The following is a 15840-nucleotide window of genomic DNA, read 5'->3' as shown; positions in this document are numbered from 1 at the left end:
GGCTCTACAAAGAGCCTCGCGGATCAGTCAACGCAGGGACGATAAAATGCTCTCTTCTGCTCGCCTGGGCGACAAACACCTCTGCCCTCTTCCCGGTCACGGCACGACACCTATTGCTTGCACTTCTGGTGACATCAACATCAACTTCATGGGAGCAGCCCGTGTGGGAGACACTTGCGGTTGTGGCGCGGTCATCACCACGGGGTTTCCCTCGATCATTCTGAATGGTCGTCCCATGGCCCATTTAGGGAGCCCCACCAGCCACGGCGGGACAATCATCACAGGGTCGGGTGATACTTTCGGTGGCTTTGTCATGGGGCCCGCTCCTGGGGCTGCCATCATCAACTTCGCAGCACTCGGCGTGTTTCGCCCGGATGGCTCGGTGGACGATGAAAAGATGGCGACCTTGTTGGCTGACCCGAGACTGACCGAGAAGGCCAGCGCTGCAAATGCCTTGATCGATCCCAATACGGCCTCTAAGGCGCCTGAAGAGCAGCCAGAGGAGAAAGTCTGTGCCGACCCCGACCGCATGGAGGAACTGGCGAGCTACATCGCGGGTGAAATGAACGCCAATATCAATAGCGCGTCTGTGCGGCAAATGAAGGACCTCAACAGCTTTAGCCCAACTGCTGAGACAAAGAAATATAAGGAGCTTCCTTTCTATCTTCGTATTGGTCAAAGCCCTGACTTCTACAGCTTAGCGCTGGGGAAGAGAGCGAAAGCCTTAGCTATCTGGACAGAACGAGTAGGTCAAAATCGACCGTGGGACCACAAGCCTATTATTCGCAGGTCCATCGGGGGAATTTGGCACAAACAGGGTGACTACGATTACTTCTACGACATCTGGTCGAACATTCACTACGGCTATGTGGGGATGGCTGGAGGCCTTTCTGAAAGCGTCCTCTTGGATGGTGCAGGTATAGAACAAATAGGGTCAGACGCTGCCCGGAAGGTTGAAGAGATGTATAAAAAACCTAAAGCAGAATGGGAACTGCCTGGCCCACAACGCTCAGCAGATATCGAGGGCATGCGGGCATGGGATGATGCGCCTGATCGAACATCCATTAGCATTGGCATTAAACTCTATCGACAACACCCCCACGGAGGCGTCACGACAAAGATGATCATGGACGAGGTTCTTGCAATACCGCTTCAAGAATGGAGAAAGGGGGCCCGGGTACATGTCTGCAAAGAAACATAAGGTCCGATATGGCCGCTGGCTACTTCTGATTCTCGTCATCCTCCCTATAGCACTTTGGCATTTTGCCTCCCCGGTTGTATCGGTCGACTTTTCCCCGGATAGCAAGGAAGAGTTCCGATATGTCTGGAACACTCAGGACAGAATCCATAGAGGCGACATTAAACATGGGGGCTCTGCCATTGAGTCCGGCTACATATTTCCTGACGACGACTTCTTTATGATGTTCTTTTGGTGGACGGACAAAGGTTTTCAACAATGTATCGACATCACACCGAAGCGCTGGGCAACGATAGACATCTACCTTGATGCAGCAGGCAGGATCGACACCACTAAAACTGCTCCTGACATTATTGCGCGCTTGAAGAAATGCGAGGGCGAGCCTGATCCTTTCCGCCCCTGAGTTCCCCCCTACTCGCTATGCAAGTTCGCATAAATCAACTCAGCGAGCTTTTTACTGATCCCCGGTGCCTTGGCGATCTCGTCGATGCTTGCGCGAGACAGCTCCTGCAATCCGCCAAAATGCTTCAGCAGGTCGCGACGGCGCTTGGGGCCGACGCCGGCCACGCCTTCGAGGGTCGAGGTGCGGCGGGTCTTGCCGCGGCGTGCGCGGTGGCCGGTGATTGCGAAACGGTGGGCCTCGTCACGGATCTGCTGGATCAGGTGCAGCGCCGGTGAGTCGCCCTTGAGAGTGAACTCATGGGCGGCATCGTTGAGGTAGAGGGTCTCGAAACCGGCCTTGCGCGTTGCGCCCTTGGCCACCCCCAGCAGGATCAGGTCGGGCACCGCCAGCTCGTTGAGCACGTCGCGGGCCATGGACAGCTGGCCCTTGCCACCGTCCACCAGCAGGATGTCCGGCAGCTTGCCCTCGCCGTCCTTGAGCTTGCTGAAGCGCCGGGTCAGGGCCTGGTGCATCGCCGCATAGTCGTCGCCGGCGGTGACGCCCTCGATGTTGTAGCGCCGGTAATCGGACTTCAGCGGCCCTTCCGGGCCGAACACCACGCAGGACGCCACGGTCGCCTCGCCGCTGGAGTGGCTGATGTCGTAGCACTCCAGGCGTTGCGGCGGTTCGTCCAGGTTCAACACTTCGGCCAGGGCTTCGAAACGTGCCGCCACATGCTGGCGGTTGGCCAGGCGCGCACTCAGGGCCTGTTCGGCGTTGGTTACCGCCAGCTGCTGCCAACGCGCCCGCGTGCCACGCACCCGGTGGCTGATGCTCAGCTCACGGCCGCGCAAGGCCTGGATCGCGGTGATCAGGGTCGGGAAGTCTTCATGGACCACGTTGACGATCAGCTCGCTGGGCAGGTCGCGCTCCGGGCTGCTGAGAAAGTACTGGCCGAGGAACGCCGACATGACCTCGGCCACGTCTTCCTCGATACCCACCTGGGGAAAGAAGTTCTTGCTGCCCAGCACCCGGCCGCCACGCACGCTGATCAGGTGCACGCAGGCGCCGCCCGGGTTGACGAAGGCCGCCACCACGTCGACGTCGCCGCTGCCACCTTCCATGCTCTGCTGGTCCTGCACCCGCCGCAGCAGGGAAATCTGGTCGCGCAACTCGGCGGCTTTCTCGAAGTCCAGGGTACTGGCCGCCTGCTCCATGCCGGCCGACAGTTCATCGGTCAGGGCATTGCTGCGCCCTTCGAGGAACATCACCGAGTGGCGCACATCCTCGGCATACACCTCGGCCTCCACCAGGCCGACACAGGGCGCCTTGCAGCGCTTGATCTGATACTGCAGGCACGGCCGGGTGCGGTTCTTGTAGTAGCTGTCCTCACACTGGCGGACCATGAAGGTCTTTTGCAGCAGGCTCAGGCTCTCGCGAATGGCCCCGGCGCTGGGGTACGGGCCGAAGTACTTGCCCTTCTGCTTTTTCGCCCCGCGATGGATGCTGAAACGCGGAAACTCACCGTCCGACAAAAACACATAGGGATAGGACTTATCGTCGCGCAACAGGATGTTGTACGGCGGCCGCCATTCCTTGATCAGCGTCTGCTCGAGCAGCAGGGCCTCGGTTTCATTGGCGGTGATGGTGGTTTCGATCTGCGCGATACGCCCCACCAGGGCGGCGGTCTTCGGCGCCAGGCCAGTCTTGCGGAAGTAGCTGGCCAGGCGGCTCTTCAGGTTCTTGGCTTTACCGACGTAGAGCAGACGTGCATCGCCATCGAACATGCGATACACGCCAGGACGGCCACTGCAGGTGGAAAGAAAAGCACTGGGATCAAACGGGTCGTTCATTGTCAGGCGCTGGCATCGACCATGCCGTGGCGAACCGCCAGCAACGTCAGTTCGACATCACTGCTGATCGAGAGCTTCTCGAAGATACGGTAACGGTAGGTATTCACGGTTTTCGGAGACAGGCACAGCTTGTCGGAGATGATCTGCACTTTCTGGCAGCCGACAATCATCAGCGCAATCTGGATCTCGCGCTCCGACAAGGCGTCGAACGGCGATTCACTGGACGGCTGGAATGACTTGAACACCAGTTGCTGGGCAATCTGCGGGCTGATGTAACGCTGGCCGGCAAACACCAGACGGATGGCCTGCACCATTTCATTGAGGCCCGCGCCCTTGGTCAGATACCCCGCCGCGTCCGCTTGCAGCAAGCGGGTCGGGAACGGATCTTCTTCACACACAGTGACGGCCACGACTTTGATATCCGGGTGACTGCGCAACAATTTGCGCGTGGCTTCAAGACCGCCGATCCCGGGCATCTTGACGTCCATGAGGACCACATCGGGTTTCAATTCCCGGGCCTTGAGCAGGGATTCCTCCCCTGACTCGGCCTGGCCGACCACTTGCAGGCCATCGATGTCAGCCAGCATTCGTGTAATACCTGTACGAACGAGATCATGGTCATCGACTACTAGCACCCTAATCAAGCAGACACCTCGCGATTTGGTCTTATAGGTTGCCGGACACCTTAGCAAAAAAGCAGCGTGCTGACCTAATGACAAGCGCCATATAAAAAGCACCTGTTCAACAGGGGTATCCGGTGGCTGGTTAATGCACTGCGAACGCCCTGCCCTAAGGCTCTCGGGCGTCCGCCTTTCTTTTCATGAGGCTGGAAACCGAAAGCTCGGCAAGGGTATGGGTCAGGTGCCGGATCGCGTCCTGATCTTCCTTGTACAAGGCCCGATAACTGACGAGGATTTTCTCTTCGCTCTGGCTGAGGTTATCGGCCCTGGTCGGGGTCCGCCTGCCGGTCACTATATAAAGGACATCGACTCCTTTTGCCGCCACCCGGGACAAATAGTCCGCCTTGGGTACCCGGTCTCCACTTTCATATCTGCCTTGGGCATTGGCTTCCACGCCGCCAACTTCACCAAATTTCTTCTGCGACAACCCCAGGCGTTCCCTTTCCTGTCTTAACCGCGAACCGATTCCACTCATTTGGATGTATGATCCTTTTTTATGCACCCCTAGGGGTGTTACACCCTTCAAGCATTGAACAAATTTGAACGGTTTTGAACTATGCCCGGTATCCGCACTGCCGCACAAGCCAAGGCCTGGCTTGAACATCAAGGTAAATCGGTTCAACAGTTCGCCCGTGAACACGGGGTCGACCCAGCCACCACCTACCAGGTATTGGCCGGACGCAAGAAAGGACGACGCGGTGAGGCGCACAAAGTGGCGGTATTGCTGGGTATGAAAGACGGCATCATCCTCGCCGAGTCCGAGGGGCCCGACCAGGAACCCGCCTGAGCCTCGCCTGTCGCCACACCGCTCGGTACGACCGCGCCGCGCACAGCAACCAGCGGCTACGCATCCGCGGCGCTGCTTCGCTCCATCCGCAGAAAACACTCATCTTCCCCGACCACCTTCAGCCCCATGCGCCCATAAAGCGCCTGCGCCGGGTTGTCCTTGAACACCGTCAACCGTAGCAGCCCACGCCGTTCGCCGCGCGCCATCGCCAGTACCTGTTCGATGACCCAGGCCCCGGCACCTTGCCCGCGAAACGCTTCGAGCACATGCAACTCGCGAATATACAAAGCCCTGGAATCGCGACTCAGGCTGACGAACCCCAGCACCCTGGCGCCCTGGCAGATCAGCAGGTTCTCCCGACCGGCCCAGGCCACATCGAAAGCTTCGTCCAGCCACAACAGATCGTGACGGATGTAATACCCCAGCATGCAGCTGCGGGTCAGGTCGCGGGCAAAAACCAGATCCTCCAGGGTGCTGGCCGGACGCAGTTGGAAACCGTTCAAGGCGCTTCGACCCTCAGTTGCTGGCCACTCCAGCGCCCGGCGGTGCGCCGGGCGATCAGCAACTCATCGCCCGTACCTGCCGCGGCCACGATCAGCCCGCCATCCGGCCCCCAGATCGCGCTACGCCCGGCCGACACCCAGCCTCCGGTCGGCCCGCCGTGGTTGGCCATCAGCACCAGTATCGCGTGCTCCACGGCATAGCCCTGCAACAAGGCAGTGTCCGCGGCGTAGCCTTTTTCGCTGATCAGCACGCCGGCGGCATAGATGCCGGCACCGGACTGCGCCGCCGCACGTGCGTGGCTGGCCTGGGAGAAATCGGCGCACACCGCCAGGGCGACTTGGTCCTCGGCGAATGTGAGGTTCGCGCCCCCCGTGCCGGGGCTAAATACCTGCTCCTCGCCAGCATGCAGATGCTGCTTGCTGTACACCGCCAGCGAACCATCGGCGGCCAGCACCAGGGCGCCGATCAACAGCGGGCCCTCGGCCGACAGGCGGATGGGCATGCCCACCACCGCCGTCACCCCCAGCTCCCGGGCCAGGTCGCGCAACGGCTGCAACAGCGGGCTCTGCGGCAATAGCGCCAGCTCGGCCGCCAGCGCCGGTTCGTAACCGGTCAGGGACAGCTCGGGAAACACCAGCAATTGCACGCCCTGCTCCGCGGCGATGCGGATAAAGGCCTGGTGCCGGGCGATATTGCCCGGCAGGTCGCCAGCGATGGAAATCGATTGGGCGGCGGCAAGGGTCAGCGGGGTCATGATGGGTCCTGAGTGAGCACAAATAAGGGCGTGGCGAGTGTGTCATAAAACCTCAAAGCGCTTAACTCATAGGCACTGACAGGCAAGCTAATAGGAATTTCTGATTGAACCGCGCCCCCAGCCTCTAGTAAGCTCGGCCCACTTCACGGAGAAACAGCATGTCGTCCCTCACCCTTTCCATGCATCGTCACACTGCCAGCGCCTCGCGCGTCGGTGCGGCTGCCTGGGTGAAAAACGCCTGCGCTCCAGCGAGCTTTTATTTTGGGTATTGGTTTAGCCACTGGCGCGCCTGATACCCAAACGGCGCCCACTTGAACGGGTCGCCTACCAGAGAAAATCTCACCCCCGGTCGGCCTCCCGACCGGGGGTTTTGTTTTTCTGGGCCAAAGATTTTTAACCGCGACTTTCCGCAACACACCGAACTTACCGAGGATTCAAACCATGAACTACGCCACTTATTACCGTTACGACACCTGCTGCGCCTGGCGATTTAGCAGCCTCCGTTCGGGACAGCCTGCCGCCTCCGATCGGTCACCTACTGGTGGCAAACACACCTGCACAGCCAATCCGGCCAATTGTCGAACACCCCAGTAGGGCCGCGCGCGGGACACCACCCGCCGCCTGCCCAGGAAGCCTTGAATATGAACTCGTCCGTCTCCGCTCTGCCGCTGTCCACCCGCAACTGCGCCAACGAAACCCTGACCCAGCGCCTGCCCAGCTCGCTGGAGCTCAAGCAGCAACTGCCGCTCAGCCCGGCTCTCAGCCAGCAAGTCGCCGCCCATCGCCAGGCGGTGCGCGCCATCCTCAACGGTGAAGACTCCCGTTTGCTGGTGGTCGTCGGCCCCTGCTCGATCCACGATCCCCAGTCCGCCCTGGAATACGCCAGCAACCTCGCCAGCCTGGCCGCCGAGGTCAGCGACGAGCTGCTGCTGGTGATGCGCGCCTACGTCGAAAAACCCCGCACCACCGTCGGCTGGAAAGGCCTGGCCTACGACCCGCGCCTGGATGGCAGCGACGACATGGCCGGCGGCCTGACCCTGTCCCGTGAACTGATGCGCGAAATGCTCCGCCTGGGCCTGCCGATCGCCACCGAATTGCTGCAACCCATGGCCGCCGGCTACTTCGACGACCTGCTGAGCTGGGTCGCCATTGGCGCGCGCACCACCGAATCGCAGATCCACCGGGAAATGGCCAGCGGCCTGGGCATGCCCGTAGGCTTCAAGAACGGCACCGACGGCGGCGTCGGCATCGCCTGCGACGCCATGCGCTCGGCGGCGCACCCGCACCGCCACTTCGGCGTCGACAGCCAGGGCCACCCGGCGGTGATCCAGACCCCGGGCAACCCGGACACCCATCTGGTGCTGCGCGGCGGCCATCGCGGCCCGAACTACGATCGCCAGAGCGTGGCCCAGATCCAGCACGACCTGCAGAAGCTGAAGATCCCGGCACGGATCATGGTCGATTGCAGCCATGCCAACAGCGGCAAGGATCCGTTGCGCCAACCGGCGGTGTTCGACGAGGTATTGGAGCAGCGCCTGCAGGGCGATTCGTCCCTGGTCGGGGTGATGCTGGAAAGCCATCTGTTCGAGGGTTGCCAGCCCCTGAGCCCGACGCTGCGCTACGGGGTTTCGGTGACGGACGGTTGCCTGGGCTGGGACGCCACCGAGCAGCTGCTGCGCAATGCCGCCCGGCAGCTGCGCAGCGCCCGGCAAGACATTCCCGCTTCCGCCTGATCCCGCCCCGGTAGGAGCGAGGCTTGCCCGCGATGAACGATGACGCGGTGTAACTGACCCACCGCGTCGCCTGCATCGCGGGCAAGCCTCGCTCCTACAGATTAAGCACCTCGACCGGCCATCCTTTGCTGCAATGCCTTGACGGAACTTTGACGAGAAATAGGCCACACAATCCGGTAGGCTCACCACTTTCTTGAAAGGAGCAACTCCCATGGCCAAAGCCACCGCCCGTCATATCCTCGTTGCCAGCGAAGCCAAGTGCAACGAACTGAAAGCCGAGATCGAAGCCGGCGCCGACTTCGCCGAAGTCGCCAAGAAGAACTCCACCTGCCCATCCAGCCGTGACGGCGGCAACCTCGGCTCGTTTGGCCCAGGCCAGATGGTCAAGGAATTCGACACCGTGGTGTTCAGCGCCCCGGTCAACGTCGTGCAAGGCCCGGTGAAGACCCAGTTCGGTTATCACCTGCTGGAAGTGACCAGCCGCCAGGACTGATCCTGTCGCGATTTGCGTGAACGACGGCCCGCCCCTTGGTGGGCCGTTGTGTTTGGGCTACCGCCCGCGCTGGTCAGCAGCGCGCCGGTAGCGTACAAATCGTGGTCATCGATCACCCGGCTCTTAAGGCTGACAATGCGCCTGCTTTTCCCCTCCATGATCTTCACCGCCCTGGCCCTGCTGCTGGGGACCGCGAGTGCCGACGCCGCGCCGCAACACGCCCTGACCGTCTATGGCGAACCGGCCAAATATCCCGCTGGCTTCAGTCACTTCGCCTACACCAACCCACGGGCGCCCAAGGGCGGGAGCATGCGCCGCTCGGCCATCGAGATCGGCCGTTTCGACCATGTGTTGCCCTACATCGACAAAGGCATCGGCGTCTCGCAACTCGACGGCTACATCTACTCGCCCCTGGCCCAGCGCTCGCTGGACGAGCCCTACACCGTCTATGGCCTGGTGGCAGAAAAGATGGAGCGCGCCGACGACGGCCTGTGGCTGCGCTTCTACCTCAACCCCAAGGCGCGCTTCGCCGACGGCAAGCCGATCACCGCCGCAGACGTGCGCTACACCTACAACCTGCTGATGACCCAGGGCAGCCTGCGTTACCGCACCCAGTTCGCCGACGTCAAGGACGTCGAGATCGAGTCGCCGCGGGTGATCCGCTTCGACTTCAAGAGCAATGAAAACCGCACCCTGCCCCTGGATATCGCGACCCTGCCGGTGCTCCCCGAGCATTGGTGGAAGAGCCGCGACTTCGCCGGCGGCGGGGGTTACGAAGCGCCCCTGGGCAGCGGCCCGTACAAGGTGAGCAAGGTCGACAACGGCAACAGCATCACCTTCACCCGCGATGCCGACTGGTGGGGCAAGGACCTGCCGGTCAGCCGCGGCCTGTACAACTTCGACCGCTTCAGCATCGAGTACTTCGGCGACACCGACGTCGCCCGCCAAGTGCTGCGCGGCGGCGCCTACGACTACAACCGCGAGTTCTCCGCCACCGGCTTCTCCATCGGCTACGACAGCCCGGCCCTGGACGACGGCCGCCTGCAAAAGGCCCACCTGGCCAAGCAGGCGCCGCAACCGGCCCAGGGCTTCGTGTTCAACCTGCAAAAACCGATGTTCCAGGACCGCCGGGTGCGTCAGGCCCTGGCCATGCTCTGGGACTTCGAGTGGAGCAACCGGCAGATGATGCGCGACCTGTATATCCGCCAGCAGAGCTTCTTTTCCAACAGCGCCCTGGCCGCGCGGGCGCTACCGGATGCCGAGGAACTGAAAATCCTCGAACCGCTGCGCGGGCAGGTCCCCGACGAAGTCTTCACTCAGGTCTTCGAGGCACCAAAAACCGACGGCAGCGGCCTGATCCGCGACAAGCAACTGCAAGCCCTGGCCCTGCTCGAAGCGGCCGGCTGGAAACCCGACGGCGACACGCTGGTCAACGCCGACGGCGAGCCGCTGCGCTTCACTTTCCTCAACAGCCAGAACGGCATCGAGCGCCTGCTGCTGCCGTACAAGCGCAACCTGGCGCAGATCGGCATCACCCTGGAAATCCGCCGCATCGACGCCTCGCAGTACGTCAACCGGCTGATGGCCCGCGACTACGACATGATCGTCACCGGCTACCCGGTGACCACCTCGCCGGGGCTGGAGCTGTATAACTACTTCGGTTCGGCGGCGGCCAACGATCCCGGCTCGAGCAACCTGATGGTGCTGAAGAACCCGGCGGTGGACAGCCTGATCAGCGGCCTGGTCAAGGCCACCAGCCAGCCGCAGATGCTGAGCTACGCCCACGCCCTGGACCGGGTGCTGCAATGGAACTACTACTGGATCCCCAACTACTACCCGCCGGGCACCTCCACCGTGTGGTGGAACCGCTTCGGCATGCCGGCCATTCCCGCCAGCAATGACGAAGCCATCGAAAGCTGGTGGGAAATGAGCCGCACGCCCCTGACCAACGAGCAAATGGCGGCCGAGCGCGTGCAGCGCGGCAAGCCTGGAGGGCCGCACTGATGCTGGCGTATATCCTGCGGCGCCTGCTGCTGATCATCCCGACCCTGCTGATCATCCTGCTGGTCAACTTCGCCATCGTCCAGGCCGCCCCCGGCGGCCCGGTGGAACAGGCCATCGCCCGCCTGCAAGGCATAGGCGGTGGCGGCAACCTCGGCGGTTCGAGCGACGGCGTCAGCGGCAACTCGCGGGCCAGCCGTGGCCTCGACCCGCAGCTGATCAAGGACATCGAGAAACAGTACGGCTTCGACAAGCCGGCCCACGAGCGCCTGTGGCTGATGCTCAAGAGCTACGCGCAGCTGGACTTCGGCAAGAGCTTCTTCCGCGGCGCCACGGTCACCGAGCTGATCCTGCAGAAAATGCCGGTGACCATCTCCCTCGGGCTCTGGGCGACGCTGATCACCTACCTGGTGTCGATCCCCCTGGGGATCCGCAAGGCGGTGCACCACGGCAGCCATTTCGATATCTGGAGCAGCACCGCGATCATCATCGGCTACGCCATGCCGGCCTTCCTGTTCGCCATGTTCCTGATCGTGATGTTCGCCGGCGGCACTTCGCTGAACTGGTTCCCGGTGCGCGGGCTGGTCTCGGAGAACTTCGAGCAACTGAGCACCCTGGGCAAGGTCGTCGACTACTTCTGGCACCTGGTGCTGCCGGTGACCTCCCTGGTGATCGGCGGCTTCGCCACCCTGACCATCCTCACCAAGAACTCGTTCCTCAACGAGATCACCCGCCAGTACGTGGTCACCGCCCGGGCCAAGGGCCTGAGCGAACGCCGGGTGCTCTACGGCCATGTGTTTCGCAACGCCATGCTGCTGGTGGTCTCGGGCATTCCCCAGGCGTTTATCAGCGTGTTCTTCGCCGGCTCCCTGCTGATCGAGGTGATCTTCTCCCTCGACGGCCTCGGGCGCATGAGCTACGAGGCCGCGGTGTCGCGGGACTATCCGGTGGTGTTCGGCTCGCTGTTCATCTTCACCCTGTTCGGCCTGCTGATAAAACTCATCGGCGACCTCTGCTACACCCTGGTCGACCCGCGTATCGACTTCGCCGCGAGGAACGCCTGATGCTCAAGCTCTCCCCGCTGGCGCGCCGGCGCTTGGACCGTTTCAAGAAAAACCGCCGTGGCTGGTGGTCGCTGTGGCTGTTTGTCGGCCTGTTCCTCCTCACCCTCGGCGGCGAGCTGATCGCCAACGACAAACCCTTGGTGGTCAGCTACCAGGGCTCGCTGTATTTCCCGGTGTTCAAGCGCTACACCGAGCAGGAGTTCGGCGGCCAGCTGCCGTTCCAGGCCGACTACCGCAGCGACTACGTGCAAAAGCTGATCCGCCAGGACGGCGGCTGGCTGCTGTTCCCGCCGATCCCGTTCAGCGAAGACACGCCCAACTACGAGCTCAGCCGCCCGGCACCGAGCCCGCCGACCGCGGTCAACTGGCTGGGCACCGACGACCAGGCGCGGGACGTGCTGGCCCGGGTGATCTACGGCGCCCGGGTGTCGATTCTGTTCGCCCTGGCCCTGACCTTTATCAGCGCCCTGATCGGCATCGCCGTCGGCGCCCTGCAAGGCTATTACGGCGGCTGGGTCGACCTGCTGGGCCAGCGCCTGCTGGAGGTCTGGTCGGGGCTGCCGGTGCTGTACCTGCTGATCATCCTGTCCGGTTTCGTCGAGCCGAACTTCTGGTGGCTGCTGGGGATCATGGCGCTGTTCTCCTGGCTGGCCCTGGTGGACGTGGTGCGCGCCGAATTCCTGCGCGGGCGCAACCTGGAATACGTCAAGGCCGCCCGCGCCCTGGGCCTCAATGACCGCAAGGTGATCGTGCGGCACATCCTGCCCAATGCGATGAACGCCACCCTGAGCTACCTGCCGTTCATTCTCACCGGAGCGATTTCCACCCTCACCGCCCTGGATTTCCTCGGCTTCGGCATGCCGGCCGGCAGCGCGTCCCTGGGCGAGTTGATCGGCCAGGGCAAGCAGAACCTGCAGGCGCCCTGGCTGGGCCTGACGGCGTTTTTCACCCTGGCGCTGATCCTCTCGCTGCTGGTGTTTATCGGCGAGGCGTTGCGCGATGCCTTCGATCCACGTTCTTGAGCCATGTTCCTGAGCCACGTTATTGAACCAGGCGGATACTGAAATGACTGACAACCTGATTGAAATCCGCAACCTCAACGTCGCCTTCGGCGAGCAGAAGGTGGTACGCGACCTGTGCCTGGACATTCGCCCCGGCGAGTGCCTGGCCCTGGTCGGCGAGTCGGGGTCGGGCAAGTCGGTGACCGCCCATTCGATCCTGCAATTGCTGCCCGACTGCGACACCCTGAGCAGCGGCAGCATCCGCTACCGCGGCCAGGAGCTGCTCGGCGCCGATACGCGGACCTTGCAGAAGCTGCGCGGCGACCGCATCGCCATGATTTTCCAGGAGCCGATGACCTCGCTGAACCCGCTGCACAGCATCGAAAAGCAGATCGGCGAAACCCTGCTGCTGCACAAGGGCCTGGGCGGCAAGGCGGCCCAGGCGCGGATCCTCGAACTGCTACACCTGGTGGGCATCCAGAAACCCGAGGAACGGCTCAAGGCCTATCCGCACCAGCTCTCCGGCGGCCAACGGCAGCGGGTGATGATTGCCATGGCCCTGGCCTGCGAACCGGAGCTGCTGATCGCCGACGAACCGACCACCGCCCTCGACGTGACGGTGCAGCGCAAGATCCTGCTGCTGCTCAAATCCCTGCAACAGCGCCTGGGCATGTCGCTGCTGCTGATCAGCCACGACCTCAACCTGGTGCGCAGCATCGCCCAGCGCGTCTGTGTGATGAAGGCCGGGCAGATCGTCGAACAGGCGCCGTGCGAAACCCTGTTCAGCGCACCGCAGCATCCCTACAGCCGCGTGTTGCTCAATGCCGAGCCGGAAGGCGAAGCCCTGCCCCGGGACGAGCGCGAAGTGGTGCTGCAGGTGGACGACCTCAATGTGCAGTTCCAGATCGGCGGCGGGCTGTTCCGACGCAAGCAATACCTGCGGGCGGTGGACGGCATCAGCCTGAGCCTGCAACGGGGCAAGACCCTGGGCATCGTCGGCGAGTCTGGATCGGGCAAGTCGACCCTCGGCCAGGCGATCCTGCGTCTGCTGGATTCCGAAGGCAGCATCCGCTTCCAGGGCGAGGCCCTCGACGGCCTCAACCAGAAGCAGCTGCGGCCGTGGCGCAAGCAGATGCAGGTGGTGTTCCAGGACCCGTTCGGCAGCCTCAGCCCACGGATGTCGGTGCAACAGATCATCAGCGAAGGCCTGGAAGTGCACAGCCACTCCACGGCCCAGCAGTGCGAGCAGCAGGTGATCCAGGCACTGGAAGAAGTCGGCCTGGACCCGGCCAGCCGCCATCGCTACCCCCACGAGTTCTCCGGCGGTCAGCGCCAGCGCATCGCCATCGCCCGCGCCCTGGTGCTCAAGCCGGCGCTGATCCTGCTGGACGAACCCACCTCGGCCCTCGACCGCACGGTGCAGAAGCAGGTGGTGGCGCTGCTGCGCCAGCTCCAGGAGCGGCATGGCCTGACCTACCTGTTCATCAGCCACGACCTGGCCGTGGTCCGCGCCCTGGCCCACGACATGATCGTGATCAAGGACGGCAAGGTGGTCGAACGCGGCCCCAGCCATGAGGTGTTCGAAGCGCCGCAGCATCCCTACACCCAGGAACTGCTGGCCGCCGCCCACCCGGCCTGACCCTGCATTCTCCTGCAGGAGCGAGGCTTGCCCGCGATAGGCTCTACGCGGTGTGCCTGCAATACCGCAGCGCCTACATCGCGGGCAAGCCTCGCTCCTACAGAAGCACAACCCTGTAGCCGCTGCCGCAGGCTGCGATCGACCGGAACGGTCGCGACGTACTCAAGATCGCTGAAGGTCCTCCGGCCCTTATCGCAGCCTGCGGCAGCGGCTACAGGGATAGCGTCAACCCTGATGGTCGCGTCGCCGTGAAGATTCCCGGCATAATCGGCGCCGCGCTCCCTTCAGGACCTTCCCCATGAACGACACCGAAAGCCTCAAGGATTACCAGCGGGTTCGCCAACTGGCGATCCGTTCGCTGTTCGAGATCATCGAGCAATCCAGCGAAGGCACGGTGATCGTCGACCGCGACGCCAATATCGTCTGGATGAACGAGCGCTACGCCCGGCGCTTCGGCCTGGAGTCGGCGGCGTTCGCCATCGGCAAGGCCTGCGAAAGCGTGATCCCCGGCAGCCTGCTGCGCGAAGTGGTGCGCACCGGGCGGCCGATCCTGCTGGACATGCAGGACACCCCCAAGGACCCGCTGGTGGTGATGCGCCTGCCGATCCACGACGATGCCGGGGCGGTGATCGGCGCCATCGGCTTTGCCCTGTTCGACGAGTTGCGCAGCCTGTCGCCGATGCTCAAGCGCTACCTGAGCATGCAGGAAGAGCTTGCTTCCACGCGGTCGCTGCTGCGGGCGCGGCAGACCAAATACAACTTCGCCCACTTTATCGGTACCAGCGCCGCCAGCCTGGAAGTCAAACGCCGCGCCCGGCGCAGTGCCAGCGCCGAGTCGCCGGTGCTGTTGCAAGGCGAGACCGGCACCGGCAAGGAGCTGCTGGCCCAGGCGATCCACGCCGCGTCGCCGCGGGCGCACAAGGCCTTTGTCAGCATCAACAGCGCGGCGATTCCGGAAACCCTGCTGGAAGCCGAGTTCTTCGGCACCGCCCCCGGCGCCTTCACCGGCGCCGACCGCAAGGGCCGCGCCGGCAAGCTGCAGATCGCCCAGGGCGGCACGCTGTTTCTCGACGAGATCGGCGACATGCCCCTGCCCCTGCAAAGCAAGCTGCTGCGGGTGCTGCAAGAGAAAGAGTTCGAGCCAGTGGGCTCCAACGAGGTGATCCAGAGCGACGTGCGGGTGATCGCCGCCACCTCCACCGACCTCGAAGCGGCGATCAAGCGCGGCGAATTCCGCGCCGACCTGTACTACCGCCTCAATGTACTGCCGATCCAGGTGCCGCCGCTGCGCGAACGCCTGGACGACCTACCGGCGCTCAGCGAAGCCATCCTCGAAGAACTGCGCAGCCAGCACGAACTGACCCCCGACGCCCTGGCCCTGCTCGGCCAACACGCCTGGCCCGGCAATATCCGCGAACTGCGCAACGTCCTGGAACGCGCCGCCCTGCTCAGCGACGACCTGATGCTCAATGCCGGCGACCTGCGCGCGGCCATCGGCACCTTCAGCCCGGTGCCACGCGCGGCCAGCGCCCAGGCCGCCGAGGTGCAGCCCAACGAAACCTTCGCCGCCGCGCGGGAGCGCTTCGACCGCCAGGTGATCGAGACGGCCCTGGCGCACTGTGGCGGCAAGGTGGTGGAAGCCGCGGCGCGCCTGGGGCTGGGGCGCTCGACTTTGTACAAGAAGATGGCGGCGCTGGGGATTGAAGAGTCTCAATAAAGAGACATGCATCTCCATACAGAGAAAGAGCCAG

General features: G+C 63.2%; 15 protein-coding genes. 10 read left to right on the top strand and 5 right to left on the bottom strand.

Annotation, left to right across the window (positions count from 1 at the left end; genetic code table 11):
* Positions 1-46 precede the first annotated feature (46 nt).
* Entirely contained in the window at positions 47-1201 is a 1155-nt protein-coding gene (locus J4D28_RS27775; protein ID WP_103331786.1) for a polymorphic toxin type 44 domain-containing protein, read from the top strand.
* On the top strand, positions 1182-1601 hold the full coding sequence (locus J4D28_RS27770; protein WP_041986033.1) for a hypothetical protein: 420 nt from the start codon (positions 1182-1184) through the stop codon (positions 1599-1601). Before J4D28_RS27775 ends, J4D28_RS27770 begins: the two co-directional genes overlap by 20 nt.
* 8 nt (positions 1602-1609) lie before the next feature.
* Here the strand turns inward: J4D28_RS27770 and uvrC are convergent, their stop codons facing one another.
* The 3 genes from uvrC to J4D28_RS27755 all read right to left on the bottom strand — a co-directional run bounded on the left by uvrC (position 1610) and on the right by J4D28_RS27755 (position 4588).
* A complete protein-coding gene (gene uvrC / locus J4D28_RS27765) occupies positions 1610-3433 on the bottom strand; it encodes an excinuclease ABC subunit UvrC (protein WP_103331787.1) in 1824 nt (607 codons plus the stop codon).
* A gap of 2 nt (positions 3434-3435) precedes the next feature.
* Complete coding sequence (gene uvrY, locus J4D28_RS27760) at positions 3436-4077, bottom strand: UvrY/SirA/GacA family response regulator transcription factor (protein WP_103331788.1); 642 nt, start codon at positions 4075-4077, stop codon at positions 3436-3438.
* A 145-nt stretch (positions 4078-4222) separates the two neighbouring features.
* Positions 4223-4588, bottom strand: a complete 366-nt coding sequence (locus J4D28_RS27755; protein WP_007924437.1) for a helix-turn-helix domain-containing protein — start codon at positions 4586-4588, stop codon at positions 4223-4225.
* An 81-nt stretch (positions 4589-4669) separates the two neighbouring features.
* Between J4D28_RS27755 and J4D28_RS27750 the strand changes: the two genes are divergently transcribed.
* Complete coding sequence (locus tag J4D28_RS27750; RefSeq protein ID WP_009049616.1) at positions 4670-4900, top strand: DNA-binding protein; 231 nt, start codon at positions 4670-4672, stop codon at positions 4898-4900.
* A gap of 56 nt (positions 4901-4956) precedes the next feature.
* Here the strand turns inward: J4D28_RS27750 and J4D28_RS27745 are convergent, their stop codons facing one another.
* Both J4D28_RS27745 and J4D28_RS27740 read right to left on the bottom strand, forming a co-directional pair.
* On the bottom strand, positions 4957-5403 hold the full coding sequence (locus tag J4D28_RS27745) for a GNAT family N-acetyltransferase (RefSeq protein ID WP_016703094.1): 447 nt from the start codon (positions 5401-5403) through the stop codon (positions 4957-4959).
* Positions 5400-6158, bottom strand: a complete 759-nt coding sequence (locus J4D28_RS27740; RefSeq protein WP_009049618.1) for a carbon-nitrogen hydrolase family protein — start codon at positions 6156-6158, stop codon at positions 5400-5402. Before J4D28_RS27740 ends, J4D28_RS27745 begins: the two co-directional genes overlap by 4 nt.
* A 641-nt stretch (positions 6159-6799) precedes the next feature.
* Here J4D28_RS27740 and J4D28_RS27735 point away from each other — a divergent pair.
* From J4D28_RS27735 to J4D28_RS27705, 7 genes are all read left to right on the top strand, one after another.
* Positions 6800-7891, top strand: a complete 1092-nt coding sequence (locus J4D28_RS27735) for a 3-deoxy-7-phosphoheptulonate synthase (protein WP_038633423.1) — start codon at positions 6800-6802, stop codon at positions 7889-7891.
* Between the two features lie 211 nt (positions 7892-8102).
* A complete protein-coding gene (locus tag J4D28_RS27730; RefSeq protein ID WP_007924449.1) occupies positions 8103-8384 on the top strand; it encodes a peptidylprolyl isomerase in 282 nt (93 codons plus the stop codon).
* 135 nt (positions 8385-8519) lie between these two features.
* A complete protein-coding gene (locus tag J4D28_RS27725) occupies positions 8520-10388 on the top strand; it encodes an extracellular solute-binding protein (protein WP_103331789.1) in 1869 nt (622 codons plus the stop codon).
* A complete protein-coding gene (locus J4D28_RS27720; RefSeq protein ID WP_009049621.1) occupies positions 10388-11449 on the top strand; it encodes a microcin C ABC transporter permease YejB in 1062 nt (353 codons plus the stop codon). Before J4D28_RS27725 ends, J4D28_RS27720 begins: the two co-directional genes overlap by 1 nt.
* The gene (locus tag J4D28_RS27715; protein WP_103331790.1) at positions 11449-12471 is read left to right on the top strand and encodes an ABC transporter permease; all 1023 of its coding nucleotides are present in this window, start codon (positions 11449-11451) and stop codon (positions 12469-12471) included. The genes J4D28_RS27720 and J4D28_RS27715 overlap by 1 nt, the downstream gene beginning before the upstream one ends.
* A 43-nt stretch (positions 12472-12514) precedes the next feature.
* Positions 12515-14089, top strand: coding sequence for an ABC transporter ATP-binding protein (locus tag J4D28_RS27710; RefSeq protein WP_053269361.1), 1575 nt, complete (start codon positions 12515-12517; stop codon positions 14087-14089).
* Between the two features lie 298 nt (positions 14090-14387).
* Positions 14388-15806, top strand: a complete 1419-nt coding sequence (locus J4D28_RS27705; protein WP_041986051.1) for a sigma-54-dependent Fis family transcriptional regulator — start codon at positions 14388-14390, stop codon at positions 15804-15806.
* The last annotated feature ends 34 nt before the right edge of the window (positions 15807-15840 follow it).

Source organism: Pseudomonas sp. GW531-T4 (assembly GCF_017349615.1).
Taxonomy (GTDB): domain Bacteria; phylum Pseudomonadota; class Gammaproteobacteria; order Pseudomonadales; family Pseudomonadaceae; genus Aquipseudomonas; species Aquipseudomonas chlororaphis_I.
The sequence above is the reverse complement of the archived record's forward strand: the minus strand, read 5'-3'. Positions and strand labels throughout refer to the sequence as shown.

Bases quoted from the DNA above. Each gene is read 5' to 3' on its own strand.
- J4D28_RS27755 (WP_007924437.1), bottom strand. From the start codon at position 4,588: ATGAGTGGAATCGGTTCGCGGTTAAGACAGGAAAGGGAACGCCTGGGG.
- J4D28_RS27735 (WP_038633423.1), top strand. From the start codon at position 6,800: ATGAACTCGTCCGTCTCCGCTCTGCCGCTGTCCACCCGCAACTGCGCC.
- J4D28_RS27730 (WP_007924449.1), top strand. From the start codon at position 8,103: ATGGCCAAAGCCACCGCCCGTCATATCCTCGTTGCCAGCGAAGCCAAG.
- uvrC (WP_103331787.1), bottom strand. From the start codon at position 3,433: ATGAACGACCCGTTTGATCCCAGTGCTTTTCTTTCCACCTGCAGTGGC.
- J4D28_RS27725 (WP_103331789.1), top strand. From the start codon at position 8,520: ATGCGCCTGCTTTTCCCCTCCATGATCTTCACCGCCCTGGCCCTGCTG.
- J4D28_RS27710 (WP_053269361.1), top strand. From the start codon at position 12,515: ATGACTGACAACCTGATTGAAATCCGCAACCTCAACGTCGCCTTCGGC.
- J4D28_RS27740 (WP_009049618.1), bottom strand. From the start codon at position 6,158: ATGACCCCGCTGACCCTTGCCGCCGCCCAATCGATTTCCATCGCTGGC.
- J4D28_RS27750 (WP_009049616.1), top strand. From the start codon at position 4,670: ATGCCCGGTATCCGCACTGCCGCACAAGCCAAGGCCTGGCTTGAACAT.
- J4D28_RS27770 (WP_041986033.1), top strand. From the start codon at position 1,182: ATGTCTGCAAAGAAACATAAGGTCCGATATGGCCGCTGGCTACTTCTG.
- J4D28_RS27720 (WP_009049621.1), top strand. From the start codon at position 10,388: ATGCTGGCGTATATCCTGCGGCGCCTGCTGCTGATCATCCCGACCCTG.
- J4D28_RS27775 (WP_103331786.1), top strand. From the start codon at position 47: ATGCTCTCTTCTGCTCGCCTGGGCGACAAACACCTCTGCCCTCTTCCC.
- J4D28_RS27715 (WP_103331790.1), top strand. From the start codon at position 11,449: ATGCTCAAGCTCTCCCCGCTGGCGCGCCGGCGCTTGGACCGTTTCAAG.
- J4D28_RS27705 (WP_041986051.1), top strand. From the start codon at position 14,388: ATGAACGACACCGAAAGCCTCAAGGATTACCAGCGGGTTCGCCAACTG.